We start from the raw sequence: 20,239 nt of genomic DNA, 5'->3' as shown, positions 1-20,239 counted from the left end.
CGCCCGGTTAAGCTTTCGGATGTTCGGAGCAGAACTGCTCGAAGCGGTCGATAAGCTCCATGCGACCCCGGGTCTCGGTTTTCTGGTATATCTTGTGAACGTGGGAGCGGGCGGTGGACTCGGCGATGAACAGTTTCTCGGCAGTGTACTGCATGGTGCGGCCTTGCAGCAGGTACTCTAGCACCTCGGCTTCGCGTTTCGAGAGGTCGTGCTCGGTGGCGAACAGCGGAATAAACCGCGTCTTGTCGAGACGCGCCTCGGCGGCCTCCTGACGGGCTCGCATGCCGGCGATGGTGCCGAGCTTCCCCATGGCCTTATCCGTGAAGACGAGCGACGCGGCAACGATGACGACAACAAAGCACAGAGCGATTATCAGACGGCTCGATTGATCGGGATCCAGCGCGGCGCTGAGAGGAGCGCCCAGCACCCAGCCGAGGAAAATGCCGAGGGAGCCGGCGATGCGCACGATGAGCATCGAGCGCAAGAGCGAGCCGTCGTTGGTTTTGGTGGCATTGCAGAAATCGTTGAAGGAAAGCGCCTCGAAGAGAAGATAGCCGAACATGATGAAGAAGCCCGCGCACAGGGAGAGTCCGGCGGGCAATACGAGGAAGAGGGCGGCGCCCCCGCCGAATACCAACGGCACGCTGCGGTAGAGCGCGTAAAGGCCGATGCTCACATCGCTGAGGCGTATGGCCGCGATGACGACAGCGGCAAGCACGATGCTGGCGAGGGCTTGTACGAGCGGTCCGCTGGAGAACGTATATTCGGAGACGGCGGTACGGCTCGAGAAGAGAGCGAACACGAAGGCGTACAGGGTAAGACCGATGGCCAGCCGCCTGAGGGCCGCCGGTAGCTTCGGGCGGCGGTCTGCGGCGGGGGAGGCTTGAAACAGCCCTTCGGAAGCGAGGGACGGAGGGTTCTTCACGAAATAGGCGAACAGCGCTCCCGACAAGATAGGACTTGTGATGGCGGCGACGAGCATCGCCGTCTCGCCCGCAGCAACGACGGCCAGGTACAGTATCGAGCCCAGGGCGTAGGAGCAGGCAAGCATGAAGGCGATATCGCCGATTTTCGCATAGCCGAAATAGCAGAGCCACATAATGAGCATGGCCACATCGACGACGGCCGTGATGAAGGCCGCCAAGGTCACGGCCTCTGGGGTGGCGGCAGAGGAAAGGGCGAGGGCGGCGACGGGGCCGCCGACAAGGCAGCAGACGGGGTAGACCCAGCGTCCTCGGCTGGTGGTGAGTAGGCGGGTGGCCGCAAGGGAGAGCGAGAGAAGTAAGAGGCGCGCACCCACTTCCCATACCTCGAAGGGGAGGCTCCCCAATCCTTTAAGCGCTCCGAACAGCGGAGAGGGCGATACGGCCACCAAAAAGAGCCATATCCAGAAAAGGGCGAAGCCGAATGTTCGCATGAAGAACAGTGATCTCGATTCATCCGACATGATTCCCCTTTCGCTTCGCTCGTCCCATTATAGAAAGCGCTATTTTGGGCCGCAACAATTTAGCTTTCGAATTACAAAGCCTTGAACTGGCATTTCTTAAAAATCAACGTTTTGATGGATGGGCCGTTGCGCTCAAAATCAACCACTTCAACGATGGTTCCCCCCTTGGCCGCGCTGGTAGGCTCGGGCCATCAATTATGTGCGGGAAACTCAACAAGGAAGGAGAGACGCATCATGGCAGACTCGATTTGCCCGAGCACCGCCGCCCCTGGGGACCAGCCCGACGGGGCCGCCGTGGCGCGCGTCGAGAAGGCGTTGCATCGCCGCGGCGCCTTCACGGAGATTATGGGCAAAGTCCTGGACTTCTGCCGCCAGCGCCGGCTTCTGGCAGAGGTGGAGGACGAAATCGCAAGTTATCCGGAATTCAAGTATGTCGATCAGAGCCAAGCCGCTATCGCCTTCATGCTCGTCGAGGCCGGCGGCCTTGCGCGCATCGATTTGGATCGGGATGGCAACCCCGTGGATCCGGCTCGTCTGGCCTCTCTGGATGAGGACGCAGCAGACGAGCTCGTGCAGTTCTGCGCTCTGGAGACGACGTCGGCCGGGGTCCAGGTTGCCCAAGCCCATCGTCCTGAGGTGCGCTTGGAAGAGCTGTTCGCCCGCACGCCGGAGCGCAACGACGCCTACCGTGCCATTCTGCGTGCGGCCAGCGAGCCCAAAACCTTTGCGGAAATAGAGGCGCTGCTCGGCAAGCAGCTCTCCCTGCCCTCGCTTAACGGGAAGTCCGGGCTGCCTCTGTACCCCAGCGCGTTGGTGGCGCACCTGGAGAAGGCCGGCGGCTTGGTGTGGGACGAGGCCTGGAGTACCACCCCGGCCGGAGCGAGCTTCGCGACCTCAAACGAAAGGAGCAAGTAATGGCGGCACGGAAGTCGAGCTACGGAAAGCTCGCCCACATGGCGCAGAAGGTGCAGGGCATCGACTGGGCCTCGGACGCCTCTCTCGTGGAGGCTGACGAGCAGTTTGCCCGCTCGGCCCCGCTGCGCGAGCGCCATCACAGCTGCTGCCATGGCTGCTACAACTGCTGTCCTTTGTGGGTGTACACCGAAGACGGCGTGGTGGTGAAGATCGAGGGCGACTACGACGGCACCCTGACCCAGGGCTGCCTGTGCACCAAGGCCCTCAACCAGCAGCATCTGGTGTACAGTCCGCGCCATGTACTGCATCCCATGAGGCGCGTAGGATCCCGCGGCGGCAACGACTGGGAAGTCGTGTCGTGGGATGAGGCCTACGATATCGTGGGCGAGCAAATGGCCTTGGCTACGAGGAAGTACGGCCCCTATTCCATCATGGTGGGCGCTGGCGGTGGCGGCACCTACGGTAACGTGTTCCAGCGCGTCACCCAAGATGCCATTGGCGCTCCGGTGTGCATTTCCGGCGGTGGCTGCCAGTGCTATCTGCCCGCCGACTGCGCGGGCCAGTGGATGCGCGGTGGCTCCAACAACCGCCACGAGGGCAACAACGCCCGCGAGATGTGGAACGCCTGGCAGCCGGCCATGGAGTGCGTGGTGCTGTGGGGCGCCCAAACGAGCGCTTCCGGCGCAGCCTATGCCGCTCGCGCCAACGCCGAAATGCGAGAGCGCGGCATAAAGACCATTGTTATCGACCCCTACTATACCGAAGAGGCGGCCAAGGCCGACATCTGGTTGCCCATTCGTCCCATGGGCGATATCGCCATGCTTTTGGGCTGGTTCAACTACATTATCGCGAACAAGCTCTACGATGAGCAGTTCTGCAAGTACTGGACCAACTACCCCTTCCTCGTGGATCCTGACACGCGCCTGCCTTTGAAGGCCGAAGAGGTGTGGCCCGACTACGTGAACCCCTCGGCCGACCCCAACGACGTGTACGACACGCCGGCCTACGTGTGCTTCGATGCTCGCACCAACAGCGTGCAGCCCTTCCCCTACACCGCCCCGGAGGACTCTCCGGTCGACCCGGTGGTATTCTGCGAAGCCGAGGTGAACGGGCGTCTGTGCAAGAGCGCCGGCCAAATCCAGTGGGAGGCCTGCGAGGACTTCACCTTGGAGAAAACCGCTGAGCTCACCTGGGTCGATGCCGACACTATCGAGCGTGCGATCAAGCTGTACGCCACCACGCTCTCGGGTATCGGCACTGGCCAGTTCGCCGATATGAGCGAGCTGTCCTCGAACTTCATCTTCGGTACTATGGCCCTGGACATGCTGTGCGGCAAGGTGAACAAGCCGGGCGTGGTGCTCACCGAGCAGAAGCCCGAATCGCGCCACACCGCGCGTCCCACCCACTTCTGGTGCAACCGTCCCTATCAGGAGACCTTCGGCATCGGTTGGACGGTGGGCCTGACCGAGGGCGAGAACCTTCGCCGTTCCCAAGCAGCTGTGGAGCGCTGGAATGCGAAGGGTGTCGATGGCAAGGCCAAGCAGCAGGCTTTTGTGGACTACCAGCTGGCTCGCTTGGGATCGCTGGAGCACAAGGCCGTGCACCAGTGGCAGCTGAACGCCTTGGCGCCGGTGCGCGAGGCGTTGCTGACCGGCGAGCCCTACAAGATCTCGGTGCGTTGGGAGCAGTCTGGCAACAAGTATTGCGTCATGAGCAATGGCGAGCAGTGGAACGAGGCTTACGCCAACATCGACTTCTGCGTGCACCAGCAGCCCCACATGACTTCCACTACCATTGAGGACGCCGACCTGTTCCTGCCCATGCAGGAGTGGTTGGAATTCGAGCACGCCACCGAGACGACCACCCAGTTCAACCAGACTTTCATGCGCAAGCAAATCGTGCATATGGGCGAAACGGAGGATCCGTTCATCTGCGTGACGCGTATCGTCGACAGCTTGTGCGAAAAGCTCGGCGGCGATGATGCGGTGCTCTGCCGCGACTTCCAATTCAACGGTACCTATCGCACCAAGGAGGACATCTATCCGGCTTGGGCCGAGATGTTCGGCGTGGAAAGCTGGCCCGAGGCCGTGAAGCACTCCGAGGATCACACGCTCACGGTGCCTATTGACGAGCTGTACCAGTTCTATCAGCACTTGGATATCGTGGACGATGGGCTGCCTGCCGGATTCGCCACGCTGTCTCGCAAATGCGAGCCCTATGTGACCATGGCGGTGCTGAACGGCCGCACCGGTTTTCCCTATCACTTCCCCTACACCCAGGTGGCCGCCGACGGCACGTGGCCGGAGTACGATGCCGTGTGCACCTACAAGGAGCAGAGTGAGAACATGCTCCAGGACGATCCGGATTTCCCCTTCTACCTCACGACGGGGCGCGTGGCCCACTACCACCACACGACGCTGCGCACCGCTCCCTACAGCCGCGAGCTCATTCCCGTCCCCGATATGCGCATCAACCCCCGCGATGCCGCGGCCCTCGGTGTGGCCCACGGCGATTGGGTGGAGCTGTCGAGCCGTCGCGGTGCCACGCGCGGCCGCGCCTACCTCACCGAGGGCGTGCGTCCCGGCGTGGTGATGATGGAGCGTTTCTACTTCCCCGAAAGCTACGACCATTCCACCAAGACCATGAGCGGCGGCTGGCGCCAGTGCAACGTGAACCTCATGGCCCGCGATGATGTGGTCAACGACAACTTCGCCTCCGCTTCCTGGCGCGGTTACCGCGTCAACGTGAGGAAAGCCGAGGCTCCCGAGGGCCTGTGGACCGAGCCGGAGCAGTTCCAGCCCCTCATGCCCAGCCGCACCTTCGAGTCCCGTACCGAGGAAGGGGCCTGCCATGCCTAGGAAGTGCCTTGTCATCAACATCGACCGGTGCACCGGTTGCGACAGCTGCATCGTGAGCTGCAAATTCGAGAATCACCTGCCCTTGGGCACCTTCTACAACCGTGTCATGCAGGTAGGACCTACGGGCACCTACCCGAACATCGAACGTTACAACCTGCCCGTGCAGTGCCAGCAGTGCACCCATGCGCGCTGTGTGGAGGTGTGCCCCACGGGTGCCTCCTATCGCGACAGCGAATCGGGCATTGTGCTGGTGAACGAGGCGAAGTGCATTGGCTGCCAGTACTGCCTGTACGCCTGCCCCTACGGCGTGCGCAGCTTCAGCGAGGAGGATGGCGTGGCCCGCAAGTGCACGCTGTGCCAGCATCTGACCGCCGACGGCAAGGCCGATCCGGCCTGCGTGCACAATTGCCCCGGCGGCGCCCGGTTCTACGGCGATCTGGACGACCCGGATTCGGCTGTTTCCCGGGAACTGGCCAAGTACGACGATGAGTGCATTCACACGCTGGGCGCTCCCGAAGGCGAAGAGCCCCTGACCCGCTATATCCTCTCGCCTTCGACGGCTCATTGGAAGGAGCTGGTGTAAATGGCACCGAAAATTCAGTGGCCCCTCGTTCTGTTCTCAATGCTCGCGGGGTGCGGCGGATGCTGCTTCGCTTTCGCGGGCGTGGCCGGCGCTCTCGGCGAGTCGACGGCGGTCACGCTCTGGGCGACGGGCATCTCGTTGGTGCTCGTTGTGGTGGGCGCCGTCTGCTCCATGATGCATCTGGCCACGCCCCGTCACGCTTTTGCGGCCGTGACCCATCTGCTGTCCTTCTCGGGCATTTCCGTGGAGCTGATCATGCTCGGTGTGGTATCGGCGCTCATGGCGGCCTATGGCGCTGCGTGCCTGTGGTTCGACAACGAGCTGGCGCGCCTCGTGCTCGGCATTGCCGGAGCAGTGGCCGGCGTCGTGCTGGCTTTTGTAACGGGCCATGGCTACCTCATCTCATCAAAGCCCACCTGGAATACGAAGAAGCTGCCTTTGGCCTATACGGGCACGGCGCTTGTGGCCGGCGGGTTTCTCTACGCGGTGGTGTCGGTGGCGACGGGGGGCGTCTGGGCTATGGAGTTGCCCGTGAAGCTGCTGCTGGCCGTCTGCGCTGTCTTCTCGGCAGTGACGGTGGCCGCGTACCTGGGGCATTTGGGGATGCAGACGGCGAAGAAGAACCCGACGCTGTTCTGGGTCGGCATCGTGGTCTGCGGCCTGGTGGTGCCTCTGGCCTGCGCGGCGATCCTGCTCGCTCCTCTGCCTTCGATGGCTTTCGTCGCGGTGGCGGCCGTCGGTTTCGTTGCCGCCATGGCGGGGGGTCTCAGCCTGCGCATGCTCATGTGGATCGTCGGTGCGGGATTCCTCTTCTTTTTCGAGGACGCCCAAGCAAATCGCAGCGCCATTCTCAACTGCTAGCTATTTTCGGCGGGCCTGTCCGCAAGGATCGCGCCCGCCCTGTCAAAGAAAGGTGGGGAAACCATGATGACCCCCGACGAGTTCTCCCTAGTGCAGGCGAACCGTGCGAAGTTGTACCGCCTTTTCGGCCGTCTTTTCAGGGCGCCGCTCTCCCAGGATGACATTGAGGCGCTTGCAGCGGCCCGGATCGGCTCCCTGAAGAGCGAGGACGCTGCGTTCGATCACGGCATGCACGTCATGGAGCGTTATCTGGAGAAGCGCCACACGGGCACGCGCGCCTTCTTGGGACGCGATTTCACGGCGGCGTTTCTGGGTATGCGCGATGAAGCCGGCCGTTACGCTTTGCCCTACGAAAGCGCCTTTGTGGACGCAACGCAGCATTACATGGGCACAGCGCGGGGCAAGGTGTACAACATCTACAAGAAACAGGCGCTCAAGCTGGCGGAAGGCATCGATCTTCCCGAGGATCATCTGGCCTTTATGTGCGAGTTCATGGCGACGCTGGCCGATCGTGCCGTTGAGGCGCGCGCCGCGTCCGATATGACGGCCCTGCGTGAGAATCTCCTGCTTTCCCAGGCGTTCCTCAAGCACCATATCCTGAATTGGTACCCGGAGTTCTCCGCTCTGGCGGCGCGCTTGGTGGACGAGCGGTTCTACCGCGGGCTTCTGGAGGCGGCCGGTGCCTTCTTCGCCCTGGATGCCAAGGTGCTTCGCGATCTGGTGAAAGATGAGAAGGCAAAGGACCGCTCGTTCGATCTTGCCCGCTGGGAACTGGCCAATGCCGTCCCTGTCGACAAAGAGGGCGTCTATCCGCAGCTTAATCGTCATCGTTGCCTGCGCGTGAAGGGCATGACCTGCGACCGGTGCGCGGCTGTGTGCCCCGAAGCGGTAGATCCGGTGGCGAATAGGAAGCATGAGCCCCAGAACGCTTGCACCGCCTGCGGTGCCTGCGTGGCGGTGTGCCCCGAGAAGGCGCTGTCTCTTTAGGATCCTGGTGTCTTTGCCGGGGCGTCCGTGAATCGATCCGCGCCGGCACCATCGTTGGCATTCGGGTTCGTCAAATGGTTGAAGCGCCGTGCAGGAAAGCACGGCGGGAAAGAAAAGGAGGTTTCGTTATGAGACAAGACGGAGGTTACGCCATTGGGGATAAGGTCCCCATGGGGAAGGCCATTGTGTACTCGTTGCAGCACCTGATGGCCTTCGTGGGCGGCGGCGCTATTGTGCCCGCCATGATCATGGGACTCAATCCGGCGCTGGCGGTGTTCTGCACCGGCCTTGGCACCATCATCTATCTTATTTGCACGCGCAACAAGGTGCCGAGCTACTTCGGCGTGTCGTTCAGCTTCATCACGCCCATGGCCGTGGTGACGGCCGTCGATGGCATTTCGGGCGCGCTCTGCGGTATTGTGGCCGTCGGTGTGGCGCTCTGCGTGGTGGCGGGCATTGTGAAGCTTACCGGCACCGGCTGGATTGACAAGGTGCTGCCGCCGGTAGTGACCGGCTGCATCATCGTGGTCATCGGCGTGGGTCTGTCGGCCACGGCGGTCAACTCCGTGATGTTCGACGGCGGTGCGTCGGAGACCTTCGACACGATGGGCTGCATTGTCGGATTCATCACGTTCCTCGCGGCCGTGGTGGCATCTTCCTGGGGTCGCGGCTTCCTTAAGATGGTGCCCGTGCTCATCGGCATCGTGGTGGGTTATATCGTGGCCATTCCCCTGGGTATGGTGGACTTTACCGCTATCAACGAGGCAGCTTGGATCGGCCTTCCCGAAGTGACGCTGCCCACGTTTAGCGTGAATGCCCTGCTCGTTATCGCTCCCATTGCGTTGGTGCTCGTAGTCGAGCATATCGGCCACCTGATGACGGTGACCAATCTTTCCGGCGAGGACTGCAACAAGTACCTCTCCTCTTCGCTGCTCGGCAACGGCCTTGGCACGGTGGCTTCCGGCTTCCTGGGCGGCCCGGCTTTGACCTCCATCGCCGAGAACATCGGCGTTATGGGTCTGTCGAAGTGCTATTCCACCCGTATCTTCTGGTGGACGGCCGCTTTCGCCATGATCATCGGCGGTTTTTGCCCGAAGCTGGCCATGCTGTTCTACTCCATTCCCAACTGCGTGCTGGGCGGCGTGTCGTTCCTGCTGTTCGGACTCATCTCTGGCAACGGTCTGTCGCTGCTCGTGGATGCCAAAGTGGATTTCAATGAGAATCGCAATCTCATGATCGCTGCCGCCTCGCTCATCGTGGGCATCGGCATGATGACCACCGGCGTGTCCATCCCCCTGGGTTCCTTCAATGTTCCCGGCCTGCTGCTGGCTGCGGTGCTGGCTGTGATCCTGAACCTCGTCTTGCCCAAGGAGTCTCAGGGCGAGAAGCCGGTGACGGCGACGACGGCGGCCGAGGGCGCCGGTAAGGTCCAGGTCTACGACGAGTTGGTCGAGCCCTAAGGCGCTGTGGTTTCCCATCCGTTCAAGCAAGGGGTCGCGGTGCCGAGAGAGTTGTGCGCTCGCTCGGCACCGCGCCGTTGACAAGGGGTGTCCATCATGGGCAAGAGAGTGGTAGATGTCGAGGAAAGGCTTCCCTGGTACCAGGCGCTGCCTCTGGGGCTACAGCATTTCCTCTCAATGTTCGGAGCAACGGTGCTCGTGCCCATGCTCATGGGATTTTCGCCGTCGGTATCTGTGATGTGCTCGGGTATCGGAACGGCGTTGTACCTCGTGGCAACGAAGGGGAAAATTCCGAGCTACCTGGGACCTTCCTTCAGTTTCGTGGGGCCAGTGGTTATTGCGAGCGCTACGGCGGGAGTGGCCGGGGTCGGCTCGGCCATTGTGGGGGCCGGCCTGGTGTTCGTCGTGTGCGCTCTGGTGGTGCGCAAGACGGGAACGCGCTGGATCGATCGGCTCATTCCCACGGTGGTCATGGCCGAGATCATCTTCGTTATTGGCTGCGGCCTGGCTACTACGGCGGTTTCGGAGGCGCTCACCGTGCCCGAGGGCGAGACGCTGTGGCAGACGCTCGTTGTGGCGGGGGTGGCCTTCTTCGTGGTCGTGCTGTGCACGTGCTTCGGGAAGCGGGTGCTGAATACCATCCCCGTGTTGGCCGGGGCCGCAGTGGCTTACGGCCTTTCATGTGCTTTCGGTATGGTGGACTTCACCCCTGTGGCTGAGGCGGCTTGGATCGGCTTGCCCGAGTTCACGTTGCCCGTCGTCGATGTGACGGCCATTGTGCTGGTGAGCCCTATCGCGATTATCGTGGTGATCGAGCATATCGGGCATCTGTTTGTCATCGGCGAGATGACCCACAGGAATTACAATCCCATTCTGTGGCGCTCGCTTTTGGGGGACGGCCTGGCCACCACTGTCGCCGGCCTTCTGGGGGCACCTCCGGCGACGACCTTCGCTGAGAACATCGGCGTGCTCAACGTGACGCGCGTCTATTCGACCCAAGTGTTCTGGTATGCTGCCGCCACGGCATTCATCGTTGGCGGATTTTGTCCCAAGCTGGGGGCGCTGGTGGGCACTATTCCCGATCCGGTTATCGGCGGGGTGTCCATCGTGATATTCGGGCTGATTGCCTGCAATGCCCTGAAGATGCTTGTGGAGCACGCCGTCGACATGACCGATTCCCGGAACCTCATCATTTTCGGCGGTCCGGCCATCGCGGCTATCGGCATGCAGTCGATGGGCGTGAGCATTCCCGTCGGTGAGTACTCCGTGCCGGGGCTGGCCGTGGCGGCGCTGCTGGGCATTGTGCTGAACCTCGTGCTACCCGGCCGTTCCGCCGATGCGGGGGCCGAAAAGGTTCCCCCTGTACCGCGGGAAAGCTATGATGATCTGGCCCGCGATTTCGAGCGGGCCGAGAACGGATCGAACGAGAAGGGGCAGGCGTGAGGCGGTTGGTTCTTTCATGAGTGCGCGGAATGCCGCGGGTCGTCTCATAGGATTTTTTGCGGGCGGTTTTATCGCCGGCTTTAACGAGAACCTGGTGAACATGGCGCTTGTTGCCATCATGGGCGAGTTTTCCGTGGATGCCATGACGGCGCAGTGGCTTGTGACGGGGTTCATGGTAGTCACGGTGTTCGTTGTGGCGGCCATGGCGGCCCTGTATCGACGGCTCGGCCCGCGGACGTTACTGTTCGTCGCTCTGGCGTGCAACGCGCTCGGATCGATGGGCGGTCTGGTGGCCCCTACCTTTGCGGTGCTGTTTGCGTCGCGGCTCGTGCAGGCCGTGGGCACGGGCATTTTCATCCCCCTTATGATGAACGCCATATTGGAAACGGTGGCATCGGAGAAATTGGGCACCTATCTCGCCGTGGGCAACGGCATGATCGCCTTGGGCCCCGCCGTGGCGCCTGTGGCCACCGGTGCCCTCGTCGGCGCCTTTGGCTGGCATAGCGTGTTCGTGGTTCCCCTGGTGGTTTCGGCGCTTATAGGTCTGTGGGGCCTTGTCGCCGTCAGGCCCTCGAGACGCGGCGACGTCCAAGGGAGCTTCGTCTCTCTTCGCGGGGTGCTGCTCAACCGCGGTTTTGTCGCCGCGGCCCTGCTCGTGGTGCTCACCATGAGCATTTACTTTTCCCTTAACGTCATGGGCCCGCTGTATCTGGAAGAATGCGCCCACCTCGGCCCGGCCCTCTCGGGGCTGTGCCTGGGCCCGCTCGTGGTGGCCTATGCTGTCGCGTCGCTTGCCGGCGGTCGCCGTCTCGACCGCCGAGGTCCCGCCCCCTTGCTTTCTCGAGGCTTGGCCGTGGCGGCTGCTGGATCGGTGCTGATGGCCGTAGCCGCCTGGATGGCAAGCGAGATCACACTGCTGGCGGGGATGTTGGTGGTGTTTGTCGGCTGCGGCACGGTGTGCGCCAATTTCCAGACTACAGGGCTGCGGTGCCTGGCGCTGAACCAGCACTCCCTGGGCGTCACCATAATGACGATGGCCGTCCAAATTGCTGCTTCTATCGGACCGTTTGTCTCGGTGGGCACAATGTCGGGCATCCAAGGTGCGGTAGGGGAGGCCCAAAGCGCCCTTGGCTATGAAGGCGCCTGGCTACTCGCGGCCCTCGTTTGTGCGATGGGCTCGCTTCTCGCCTGCTGGGCCTGTCGACAGCTGTGGAAATGGAGGCGCAACAATGCTGATGCGGGGTAAGGCTAACGTCGGCGTTCGTCGGAAGCCGGCATGACGGACTCTCTCAAAGCCGTTACGGGCGCTGCGCCGCCAGCTCTTTCAGGTTCTCGATGGCCAGTTCGGGATCGAGCACGTGCATGCCGAGGTAGGCGCCGCCCATGGTGTCGGCATCGGCGGTGGCGTAGATGGCGCGACTCGTCTCGCCGGTGAGATAGTGCCACAAACGGTACAGGTAGCCGGTCCAGTACATGGGTTCCCGGCCCCAGGAAGCTCCGGCACGGGGCAGGCCGCCCACTTCGTCGTCAAGCTCTTCCAACAGGTATTCCTCCCCGGCCCACTGCAGGAAGTCGAAGACCCCATCCATACGTCGCGCCACGTCGCTGTTCATGAAGGCCTCGATGAAGGTGGGGCAATCGTAGCCGCGCGCGCGGGCCAGTTCGAAGAGACGTCCCTGGATGTCGCACAGTTGTCGTTGGTCTAATCGCAGGTCAGCCAAGGGGAACACCGGCTTCCAGTATCTCGTCGAAGAAGTGTCCCTCGCGGCGGTGCTCGCGACAGATGCGCTCAGCCAAAGCCACTCCCTCGGCCCGGTTCGCCTCGCTCGTGGCAATCAGCTCGGTCCGCTCGTCCTCGCTGAGGCTACGCTCATCCACGATGCGAACGGCATCGCATGCGGCTTGGGTGAGCGCCACTACTTGGTTGCCCAGCTGCAGCGCGGAAAGACTTTTTATAAGGGCGACATCAGTGATGTCCCCGTTGAAGAAGCGGTCGAGGACGACGAACATGCGGTCGTTGGCAATGGGCCCAATGGCAACATCTGCACCCTCAAGCACGGCGGCTGTCTCTGCATAGAGGGCGGTGCCGCGGGCCTGCTCCATCTTGCCGCGATGATAGGCGACGACGAGGGCCCAGGTTGCGTCAGCGGAAAGCTCGCGCACATCGAGGCCGTCGAGATCAAGTTCCACGGTGTAAAAGCGCGCATCGGGGAAGTCGCAGATAAGGGTGAGCGGCTGCAGGGGTTCGGTGCCCAGGTAGAAACCCCGTCCGAAATCACATCGATCCCGGCTAAGAGGCGCAATGGGGCCGTCAATACCGTGGCGTGAGCCATGATAGAGAAGCATGGGGCCTCCTTTGTGACGAATGACCGTGCAGCTCGTACCGATAGTATAGCGGAACAGAGGGCGGGCGGGTTGCCCACAGCTGCCGCGTTGCACCCTCCCGCAATAAAAGGACAATATTTTCCCCGCCCGTTTTTGCGGTATCCTGAAAGCTGAACATGACGTGGGCGCATAAGGCCCGCGGCAGCGAGGGCGGCGAACCGGACGAGACCGGCTTCCCCCGCGAGGGCTACCAGCTGGGCGATTTGGCCGGCGCTGTGAGCCTGGCCATTCCCATGGAGGTGTACGAGGCGGAGGCCCGCGAGCGCACGATGGCCAACGTCAGCCTGTTCGGGGCGCTTGCGGCGGTCATCGTGGCGGTGGCCGTGGCGGTGAACGGAGCGCTCCGACGGCAGGGGCGCCAGATGGACACCCTGGACGCGGCGAGCCTCGAGGCCGACCGCTATCGGGTTGAAATTCTCCCCTCGATGTGCTCGACGTGGAGAATGCGGTGGAGGCGACCGTTGCGCCTGACCGTGGCGCTCACGGCCGCCCGCGATGGCCTGCTCATCGAGGTGGCCGACACCGGTATTGGCATTCCCGAGGACGAGCTCGCCACCATTTTCGAACGCTTCCGCCAGGCGGACTCGTCCATCTCGCGGCGCTACGGCGGCAGCGGCTTGGGACTTGCGCTCGTGAAGGAGATGGCCGAACTGCTCGGCGGCCGCGCCACCGTGCAGAGCGAAGTGGGCGTCGGCAGCGTGTTCCGCGCGAGCCATTCCGGCGCCGTCATGGGCAAAGACGAGCTCATCGAGGAGCTATGGGGCGAGGAGTACCTGGACGGCGCCATCTCCATCGCCGTCTACGTGCGGAAAATTCGCGAGAAGATAGAAGAGAACCCCGCCAAGCCCGCCTACCTGAAGACCGTCTGGGGCGTGGGATACTCCTTCGAGGCGTGAGGGCACCCCGCAATACTTTCGCAATAAAACGGCAAAGCGCTCTTTATGGCATCGCCGGCGCCCTCTTTCATCGAGTGGGGCGCGCAATCGTTCATCACTACGTTTGCCAATAAGAACCTTACCACGAATCCGCTTGCGGGCTCTGATGGACAAGGACGTACAGCGGCTCACAATTTCGATGGATCGATGGATTATCTGGCCCGAGCCGAGGCCATGATCGATGACGCGTTGGAATCGCTCAGCGCACAGCAAGCCTAAGCAAGTTTCTCACTTTGTGATAGTACTGACGTTGGGAAGGCGGACTCGATTGGGGCCCGCCTTCCCCTTATTGCGAGAGCCTGTATAGGTGTGCGGATTGATTCTAGATCGCACCCTTCCGCATCTGTGCGAACCACTCGGGCAGCAGCCCTGCTGCGTATAGGGGCAGGTTCACTACCCAGTCCTGCTCTTTGAAGGGCGACAGCGACAGGCGCAGGCCCCGGCCGAGGTGGTTACGCTCCACGAACAAGCGAAGGCTCTTCGCCTTCAGGTTCGTGGTGGCCTTCGCCTCGACGGCCACGATGGAGCGGCCGTAATCGTACACGAAATCGACCTCGCCGGAGGAGTTCTCGGCCGACCAGTAGTAAGGAACCACCTTGCCTGTGGCAACGAGCTCCTGGCACACGTAGTTTTCCGTGAGGGCCCCCTTGAACTCGGAAAACAGCTCATGGCCGTCAACGAGAACCGAGGCATCGAGACGGCTTGCCGCGCCGAGGAGTCCCACGTCGAGCAGGTATATCTTGAAAGCGTCTCGATCCTCGTAGGCGGAGAGGGGCAGTCCCGGCTTCGTGATGCGGTTGACGCGCAGAAGCAGTCCTGCGTCCACGAGCCACTGGATGGCCTCTTCGTAGCCGCGTGCGCGGGCGCCCGTGCGCACAGCTGAGTAGACGAACTTCTTGTTCTCGCGGGCGAGCTGTCCGGGAGCCGAGTTCCACACGAGCCGTATTTTCTCGGCGAGGGCAGCGTCGGCGTATTTGGAAAAGTCGTGCTCGTAGTCGAAGAGCAGCCGATTCTGCTGCTTTCGCGTTTCGCTGAAGCTGCCCGTATCCAAAAACGTTTGAACCACTTCTGGCATGCCGCCGACGAAGTAGTAATTGCGCAGCTGCTCTATGTAACGCTCCGAAAGGGAATCGGCCAACGCGAGATCTCCTCGTCGCAGGGTATCCAGCATGAGATTGTTGCCGGTTGCGAGGAGAAATTCGTCAAAGGACAAGGGGTAGATGAGCAGGTGGTCGACTTTCCCGACAGGGAAGGAGACGCCCCGGTGAAGGGCGACGCCCAAAAGCGACCCGGCAGCGACGAGGGCGGTTTCAGGGCTGCGCTCGGCGAACGATTTGAGGGAGGTAAGGGCCCGAGGGCATTCTTGAATCTCGTCGAACACTACGAGAGTGTTCGGGTCTTTGGCGTTAACGCCGGTGTACAAGGTGACGGCGTCGAGCAGCCTCGCCGGAGCTAACTCGCCTTCGAACTGACGCGCCATGGCCTCATCTTCGAGGAAGTTCACGTAAGCCACTGCGGCGAAGTGGGTCTGCCCGAACTCCCTGATGAGCCACGTCTTGCCCACCTGTCGTGCTCCCTGCACGAGCAGCGGTCGTCGGCGAGGGGAGTTCTTCCAGGCAATGAGGTCTTTTATGGCGAATCGCTCCACGGCAAGCTCCTTTCTGCCAACGCCAGTCATCGGTTCGAATGCCATGATAATATGTTTCAGAGCAATATTCCATCTGAAAAGTGGCACGGATACCAATTATTCCGACGTAAAAGTGGCACGGATGCCAATTATTCCGACGTAAAAGTGGCATGCTGCGGCTTCGAACTCGCTTTGGCCCTGAGGGGACGACTCTGGTTTTGCCGCCTTCGTGGAACTGCTCTTTCGCTTTAGCGTGTTGGAGTACAATGGCCCTTGCTCGCGTTGCGCACGCGACGAGGGCTTTTCTAGTCTGAGAAAGGGATGGTTCCATTGTCCGACATCACCGAGGTCGATTACATCTGGAAGAACGGCGAGCTGGTGCCGTGGGCGGAGGCGACGACCCATGTGCTGTCGCATTCGCTGCACTACGGCTCCGGCGTGTTCGAGGGCATTCGCTGCTACAAGGTGCCCGACGAGGACAAATCCTACGTGTTCCGCCTGCGCGACCATATGGAACGGCTGCATCGCAGCTGCAAGATTGCCCAGATCGAGTTGCCCTACAGCGTCGACGAGCTGATGGACGCCACGTTGGAAGTCATCCGTGCCAACAGGCTTCCGGCCTGCTATATCCGCCCATTGGTATACCGCGGCTACGGCGTCATGGGGGTAGACCCGACCGGGGCGCCCGTGGACGTCGTCATCGCCGTGTGGCCCTGGGACGCCTACCTGGGCGCCGACGCGCTGGAAAACGGCGTGGCCGTGGGCATCTCCTCGTGGCGCCAGCGCTCGAACAACGCCATTCCGCCGGCGGTGAAGGCCACGGCCTCTTACATGAACTCCATCCTCGCGAAGATGGAGGCGAAGGCCCACGGCTATGCCGAGGCCATCATGTTGAACGAGGCGGGGCTTGTCTGCGAGGGCACGGGCGAGAACTTGTTCATCGTGCGCAACGGCGTGCTTTCCACGCCGCCGCTTTCCGACGGACTTCTCGAGGGCATCACCCGCGACACGGTGCTGTGTCTGGCCGACGACCTGGAGATCCCTGCTGTGGAGGAAAGCCTCACCCGCAGCGACCTGTACATCGCCGATGAGGTGTTCATGACCGGCTCGGCCGCCGAGCTGACGCCCGTGGGTTCCGTGGACGGTCGCGTCATCGGCAAGCCCGGCGAAATCACGCGCGCGCTGCAGGATCGGTTCTTCGATTTGGCCTACGGTCGCATCGGCGAGTACGCCGACTGGCTCACGGAGGTCTAATGGCTGAGATTCGCACCCCCGATGTGGACGACCTGCTGAGCGTTCTGGCCGCCCTCGACGATCCCGATGCTATTTTCGCGCTTCTGGAAGACCTGTTCACCGTGCGCGAGATTCGCGAGACGTCCCAGCGCCTGGGCGTGGCGCGTCTTTTGGCGGCGGGGAAGTCCTATGCGGCCATCGAGGCGGAAACGGGCGCCTCGGCCACGACTATCGCCCGGGTTTCCAAGTGCCTCAGCTACGGCGCCGGCGGCTACGAGCAAGCGCTCAAAATTCTGGATGCGCGCCCGTAGCGGCTGTGCGGAGACGGGCGCTCGGTAAGGGTGATCCGACGCGCGCCGTTCGGCGACGATAGCGAAAGGGGTGTCATCTGGGCACCCCTTTTCTCACGCGCATGAATTCGGGAGAGGCTTTGCGTGCCAAAAAGAAGAGGCGGCTTGGGGGAGCCGCCTCATTGCAGGGGTTCGAGAACGGGTCGGGGAAATCTCGTTCTCGGGAAGCAGGCTTGTTGAGGGGTACCCGCTTCCAAAAGAGAGAAGAAGGAAAGGAAAGGGGAAAGGAGAAGACTTATCAGCTCTTTTCCGTTTCGCTGGTTTGCAGTATAGGGGAGGGACGGCTTTTGGGGGAGCCCTTTGGTGCTGCAGTTACCATCGCGTAAATAAGCGTGCACGGTTCCGTTAAACAGGGGCGGGGCGACCGGGCTGCTTGATACCGACGAAGGCGCGGGCTGGGTGCGCGAGAGTTGTGGAGAAAGTGTAAACCCAGGTTAACTCCCTTGTGCGAACGAATCAGTTAACCTATTATAACTTTTGTCAGCAGGGCCGAGGGAACGAAGCCCTGCAACACCTCCTCTCTTCTTGTTTTACTGGGTGGCGAAGCTTCTCCTCGTCTCGCTATCGCCACAACACGAAGCCCGCGGATCCCCCCTCCCGCGGGCCTTCGTGTTTTTCGGGCCGGATCTCCTGTTTCGCCATGGAACTGACACGAGGCGTTTGAGGGGAGGATACTTTGGTTGACTGTGTGCGAACTATGACCTTCTTCCTTTTGATTTCCTGGCGTTGACATGGGGATTTCGACTGAAACAAAGCAGTGGCATAGGGGCTACGAAGGGCTGCTGCACCCCTAATTAGTGCATGCGAGGGGTCATCATTTACTTGCAGACTCAAGAGATGGCAAAGCCGGAGCGGACGCGTTCCGGCAGAGTATCTGAGGGTCATGCTGCGCGGGTCGCCCGGCTGTCTGCCTGAAAAGCGGCCGGTCTGAGGACTGCGGCACTGAAAGAATTTTCGCAAACAAGAGCCTTCAAGGGAATGGTGATGACAATGAAATTCAGGGCTATAGGTTGGGTGGCGCTCTCCGGTCTGTTCGCGGTAAGCCTTGTGGGGTGCGCGGCCCAAAGTAGTCAGACGGCACCGGCCGGATCGGAGCAGGCGGTGGTGCAGACTGAAGAGACCCAGGGCCCAGCAGCGGGTCAGGCTGCCGTCGATGAGCAGGCCGATGCCGCCACGGCCGAGCAGGAGGCCGCGAACCCCGCCGAGTTGCAAATCGTCGATTCCGGCTGGTTCGCTGCCGACAACGGCATGGTCGATTTTGCCGTGAAGGTGCAGAACCCCAACAAAACCGTAGAGGCTATCGATCCGGTCATCGAGGTCGTGGGCAAGGACGATAGCGGCAACGTCATCTTCGACGAGACGATTGAAACTCCGGGTGTGTTGCCCGATTCCACTTACTATTATTCCTACGTGGCGGGGTCGACCGCTGATTCCTCGGCAAACTCGACCGAGGTGGTGAAGCCGGCGACCGTTGAGTTCTCCATCACGACGCCCGAGGGTTCGTGGGAGGCCACGGACCAGAAGCTGGCTGATGTGTACGCTGTGCAGGACGGGGGCGCGACCGATACTCAGTTCGGCGCCAAGGAGTTCACAGGCACGGTGACGGCGTCCGAGTCGCTGGATGGCGCCACGCAGTCGCGCGTCGACGTGGTGCTGCTTGATCAAGACGGGAAGATTGAGGGCGGTTACTTCAAGATTGTCGACACCGAGCCTGGTCAGGCGGCCGACTACGACATCTACGCCGTGGGTGCTCCTCAGTACGCGAGCTATGCCGTGTACGCCAGCCCGTGGCCCGAGGAGGACGCGGCATAGAAGCTGAGTGGTTTACTTTGGATTAGACAGAGGGCAGAAAGAAAATAAACCGAGTTCGGACTTTTCAATTTCTCGAGTCACATTAGAGTGAGCGCCAAGGATGGCCCATTGTGCCAGGCTGTCCTTGGCGTTTCAGGTTGAATTCCCAAAAGAGGAGGAGAACGCTTATGCCATACGAAAAGGGCAACGGCAAGACCGTCGTCATCGCCCTGGGCGGCAACGCCCTCGGCAACACCCCGCAGGAGCAGCTTACGCTCGTGCGGAACACCGCCAAGCACATCGTGGACATGATCGAGGACGGCGCCAACGTCGTCGTCTCCCACGGCAACGGCCCCCAGGTCGGCATGATCAACAACGCGTTCGCCTACGCGGCGGCCAACGACGACAAGACCCCGGACATGCCCTTCCCCGAGGCCGGCGCCATGTCCCAGGGCTACATCGGCTACCAGCTGTCCCAGGCCATCCTGAACGAGCTGAAGCGCCGCGACATCATGCGCTCGACGGCCTGCATCGTCACCGAGACCGTCGTCGACGAGGACGACCTCGCGTTCCAGAACCCCACCAAGCCGGTGGGCGCGTTCATGGACGAGGAGACCGCCAAGGCCAAGGCGGCGGAGATGGGCATCACCGTGAAGGAGGACGCCGGCCGCGGCTGGCGCCAGGTGGTCGCCTCCCCGATCCCCAAGCGCATCGTGGAGTTCGACGCCGTGCGCGATCTGGTGGAGGACGGCTACATCGTCGTGTCCACCGGCGGCGGCGGGGTGCCGGTGTTCGAGACCGGGGACGGCTACGTGGGCACCCCCGCGGTCATCGACAAGGACCGCTCCAGCGCGCTCATGGCCGCCGAGCTCGGCGCCGACATGCTCGTGATCCTCACCGCCGTGGAGAAGGTGTGCGTCAACTTCAACACGCCCGAGCAGCAGACCATCGACGAGATGGACGTGGCCCAGGCCGAGGAGTACATCAAGGAGGGCCAGTTCGCCCCCGGCTCCATGCTCCCGAAGGTGGAGGCCTGCATCGAGTACGTCGAGGCCTACCCCGAGGGCCGCGCCCTCATCACCTCGCTCGAGTGCGCGGCCGCCGGCCTGCGCGGCGAGACCGGCACCGTCATCACCGCCAACTAGGCAACGATCTACAAGCCAAGGGGCGGCTCCGGGATAAGGAGCCGCCCCTTTTTATGCAAGAATTTCGACTTGTTAGAGTTATGGGAGGCAGGAAAGGACCCCTTGCCGCTTGATCCAGGGAAAGCGACGGCGAAATCCAAGGTCGCTGTACGATCCTCTGCAGCCGATTCTTTCGAGCGCTCGTCCCGAACTCTAACAACTCGAAAAAACCGCTCTGCA

The 20,239-nt window shown here is 62.0% G+C and carries 18 protein-coding genes; 14 read left to right on the top strand and 4 right to left on the bottom strand.

What is annotated here, in order from left to right; all coding sequences use genetic code 11:
- Nucleotides 1-7: 7 nt before the first annotated feature.
- Entirely contained in the window at nt 8-1,447 is a 1,440-nt protein-coding gene (locus ACYVRU_RS02325; protein ID WP_173114499.1) for a helix-turn-helix transcriptional regulator, read from the bottom strand.
- Between the two features lie 234 nt (nt 1,448-1,681).
- Between ACYVRU_RS02325 and ACYVRU_RS02320 the strand changes: the two genes are divergently transcribed.
- The 8 genes from ACYVRU_RS02320 to ACYVRU_RS02285 all read left to right on the top strand — a co-directional run bounded on the left by ACYVRU_RS02320 (nt 1,682) and on the right by ACYVRU_RS02285 (nt 11,800).
- The gene (locus tag ACYVRU_RS02320) at nt 1,682-2,362 is read left to right on the top strand and encodes a hypothetical protein (protein ID WP_173114496.1); all 681 of its coding nucleotides are present in this window, start codon (nt 1,682-1,684) and stop codon (nt 2,360-2,362) included.
- Complete coding sequence (locus ACYVRU_RS02315) at nt 2,362-5,220, top strand: molybdopterin-containing oxidoreductase family protein (protein WP_173114493.1); 2,859 nt, start codon at nt 2,362-2,364, stop codon at nt 5,218-5,220. Before ACYVRU_RS02320 ends, ACYVRU_RS02315 begins: the two co-directional genes overlap by 1 nt.
- Nucleotides 5,213-5,803, top strand: coding sequence for a 4Fe-4S dicluster domain-containing protein (locus ACYVRU_RS02310; protein ID WP_157012922.1), 591 nt, complete (start codon nt 5,213-5,215; stop codon nt 5,801-5,803). The genes ACYVRU_RS02315 and ACYVRU_RS02310 overlap by 8 nt, the downstream gene beginning before the upstream one ends.
- The gene (locus tag ACYVRU_RS02305; protein ID WP_418133648.1) at nt 5,804-6,664 is read left to right on the top strand and encodes a dimethyl sulfoxide reductase anchor subunit family protein; all 861 of its coding nucleotides are present in this window, start codon (nt 5,804-5,806) and stop codon (nt 6,662-6,664) included.
- A 63-nt stretch (nt 6,665-6,727) separates the two neighbouring features.
- Nucleotides 6,728-7,651 carry a molecular chaperone TorD family protein gene (locus ACYVRU_RS02300; RefSeq protein WP_461185680.1) on the top strand — a complete coding sequence of 308 codons (924 nt, stop codon included), beginning with the start codon at nt 6,728-6,730 and terminating at the stop codon, nt 7,649-7,651.
- Nucleotides 7,652-7,779: 128 nt separating this feature from the next.
- Nucleotides 7,780-9,111, top strand: a complete 1,332-nt coding sequence (locus ACYVRU_RS02295; protein WP_288219440.1) for a uracil-xanthine permease family protein — start codon at nt 7,780-7,782, stop codon at nt 9,109-9,111.
- A gap of 96 nt (nt 9,112-9,207) precedes the next feature.
- Nucleotides 9,208-10,554, top strand: coding sequence for a uracil-xanthine permease family protein (locus tag ACYVRU_RS02290; RefSeq protein ID WP_114540343.1), 1,347 nt, complete (start codon nt 9,208-9,210; stop codon nt 10,552-10,554).
- A 16-nt stretch (nt 10,555-10,570) separates the two neighbouring features.
- Complete coding sequence (locus tag ACYVRU_RS02285) at nt 10,571-11,800, top strand: MFS transporter (RefSeq protein WP_302683107.1); 1,230 nt, start codon at nt 10,571-10,573, stop codon at nt 11,798-11,800.
- Between the two features lie 52 nt (nt 11,801-11,852).
- On the opposite strand, the gene ACYVRU_RS02280 is transcribed toward ACYVRU_RS02285, so the two are convergent.
- Nucleotides 11,853-12,275 (bottom strand): hypothetical protein, encoded by a 423-nt coding sequence (locus ACYVRU_RS02280; protein WP_114540358.1) that lies wholly within the window; start codon nt 12,273-12,275, stop codon nt 11,853-11,855.
- Nucleotides 12,268-12,900 carry a DUF3990 domain-containing protein gene (locus ACYVRU_RS02275; RefSeq protein WP_114540341.1) on the bottom strand — a complete coding sequence of 211 codons (633 nt, stop codon included), beginning with the start codon at nt 12,898-12,900 and terminating at the stop codon, nt 12,268-12,270. The genes ACYVRU_RS02280 and ACYVRU_RS02275 overlap by 8 nt, the downstream gene beginning before the upstream one ends.
- Nucleotides 12,901-13,055: 155 nt before the next feature.
- Between ACYVRU_RS02275 and ACYVRU_RS02270 the strand changes: the two genes are divergently transcribed.
- Nucleotides 13,056-13,835 (top strand): ATP-binding protein, encoded by a 780-nt coding sequence (locus ACYVRU_RS02270; RefSeq protein ID WP_114540340.1) that lies wholly within the window; start codon nt 13,056-13,058, stop codon nt 13,833-13,835.
- Nucleotides 13,836-13,880: 45 nt separating this feature from the next.
- Nucleotides 13,881-14,093, top strand: coding sequence for a hypothetical protein (locus ACYVRU_RS02265; RefSeq protein WP_173114467.1), 213 nt, complete (start codon nt 13,881-13,883; stop codon nt 14,091-14,093).
- 103 nt (nt 14,094-14,196) lie between these two features.
- On the opposite strand, the gene ACYVRU_RS02260 is transcribed toward ACYVRU_RS02265, so the two are convergent.
- Nucleotides 14,197-15,522: an ATP-binding protein gene (locus ACYVRU_RS02260; RefSeq protein ID WP_173114464.1), complete on the bottom strand. Its 1,326-nt coding sequence runs from the start codon at nt 15,520-15,522 to the stop codon at nt 14,197-14,199.
- Nucleotides 15,523-15,822: 300 nt separating this feature from the next.
- On the opposite strand from ACYVRU_RS02260, the gene ACYVRU_RS02255 reads away from it, so the two are divergent.
- The 4 genes from ACYVRU_RS02255 to arcC all read left to right on the top strand — a co-directional run bounded on the left by ACYVRU_RS02255 (nt 15,823) and on the right by arcC (nt 20,020).
- On the top strand, nt 15,823-16,755 hold the full coding sequence (locus ACYVRU_RS02255) for a branched-chain amino acid transaminase (RefSeq protein ID WP_256156214.1): 933 nt from the start codon (nt 15,823-15,825) through the stop codon (nt 16,753-16,755).
- Nucleotides 16,755-17,045 carry a YerC/YecD family TrpR-related protein gene (locus ACYVRU_RS02250; protein ID WP_114540336.1) on the top strand — a complete coding sequence of 97 codons (291 nt, stop codon included), beginning with the start codon at nt 16,755-16,757 and terminating at the stop codon, nt 17,043-17,045. The genes ACYVRU_RS02255 and ACYVRU_RS02250 overlap by 1 nt, the downstream gene beginning before the upstream one ends.
- A gap of 1,023 nt (nt 17,046-18,068) precedes the next feature.
- A complete protein-coding gene (locus ACYVRU_RS02245) occupies nt 18,069-18,896 on the top strand; it encodes a hypothetical protein (protein WP_302011442.1) in 828 nt (275 codons plus the stop codon).
- A 167-nt stretch (nt 18,897-19,063) separates the two neighbouring features.
- The gene (gene arcC / locus ACYVRU_RS02240; RefSeq protein WP_417000438.1) at nt 19,064-20,020 is read left to right on the top strand and encodes a carbamate kinase; all 957 of its coding nucleotides are present in this window, start codon (nt 19,064-19,066) and stop codon (nt 20,018-20,020) included.
- Nucleotides 20,021-20,239: the final 219 nt, after the last annotated feature.

This window comes from Adlercreutzia sp. CNCM I-6216 (assembly GCF_977113345.1).
The sequence above is the reverse complement of the archived record's forward strand: the minus strand, read 5'-3'. Positions and strand labels throughout refer to the sequence as shown.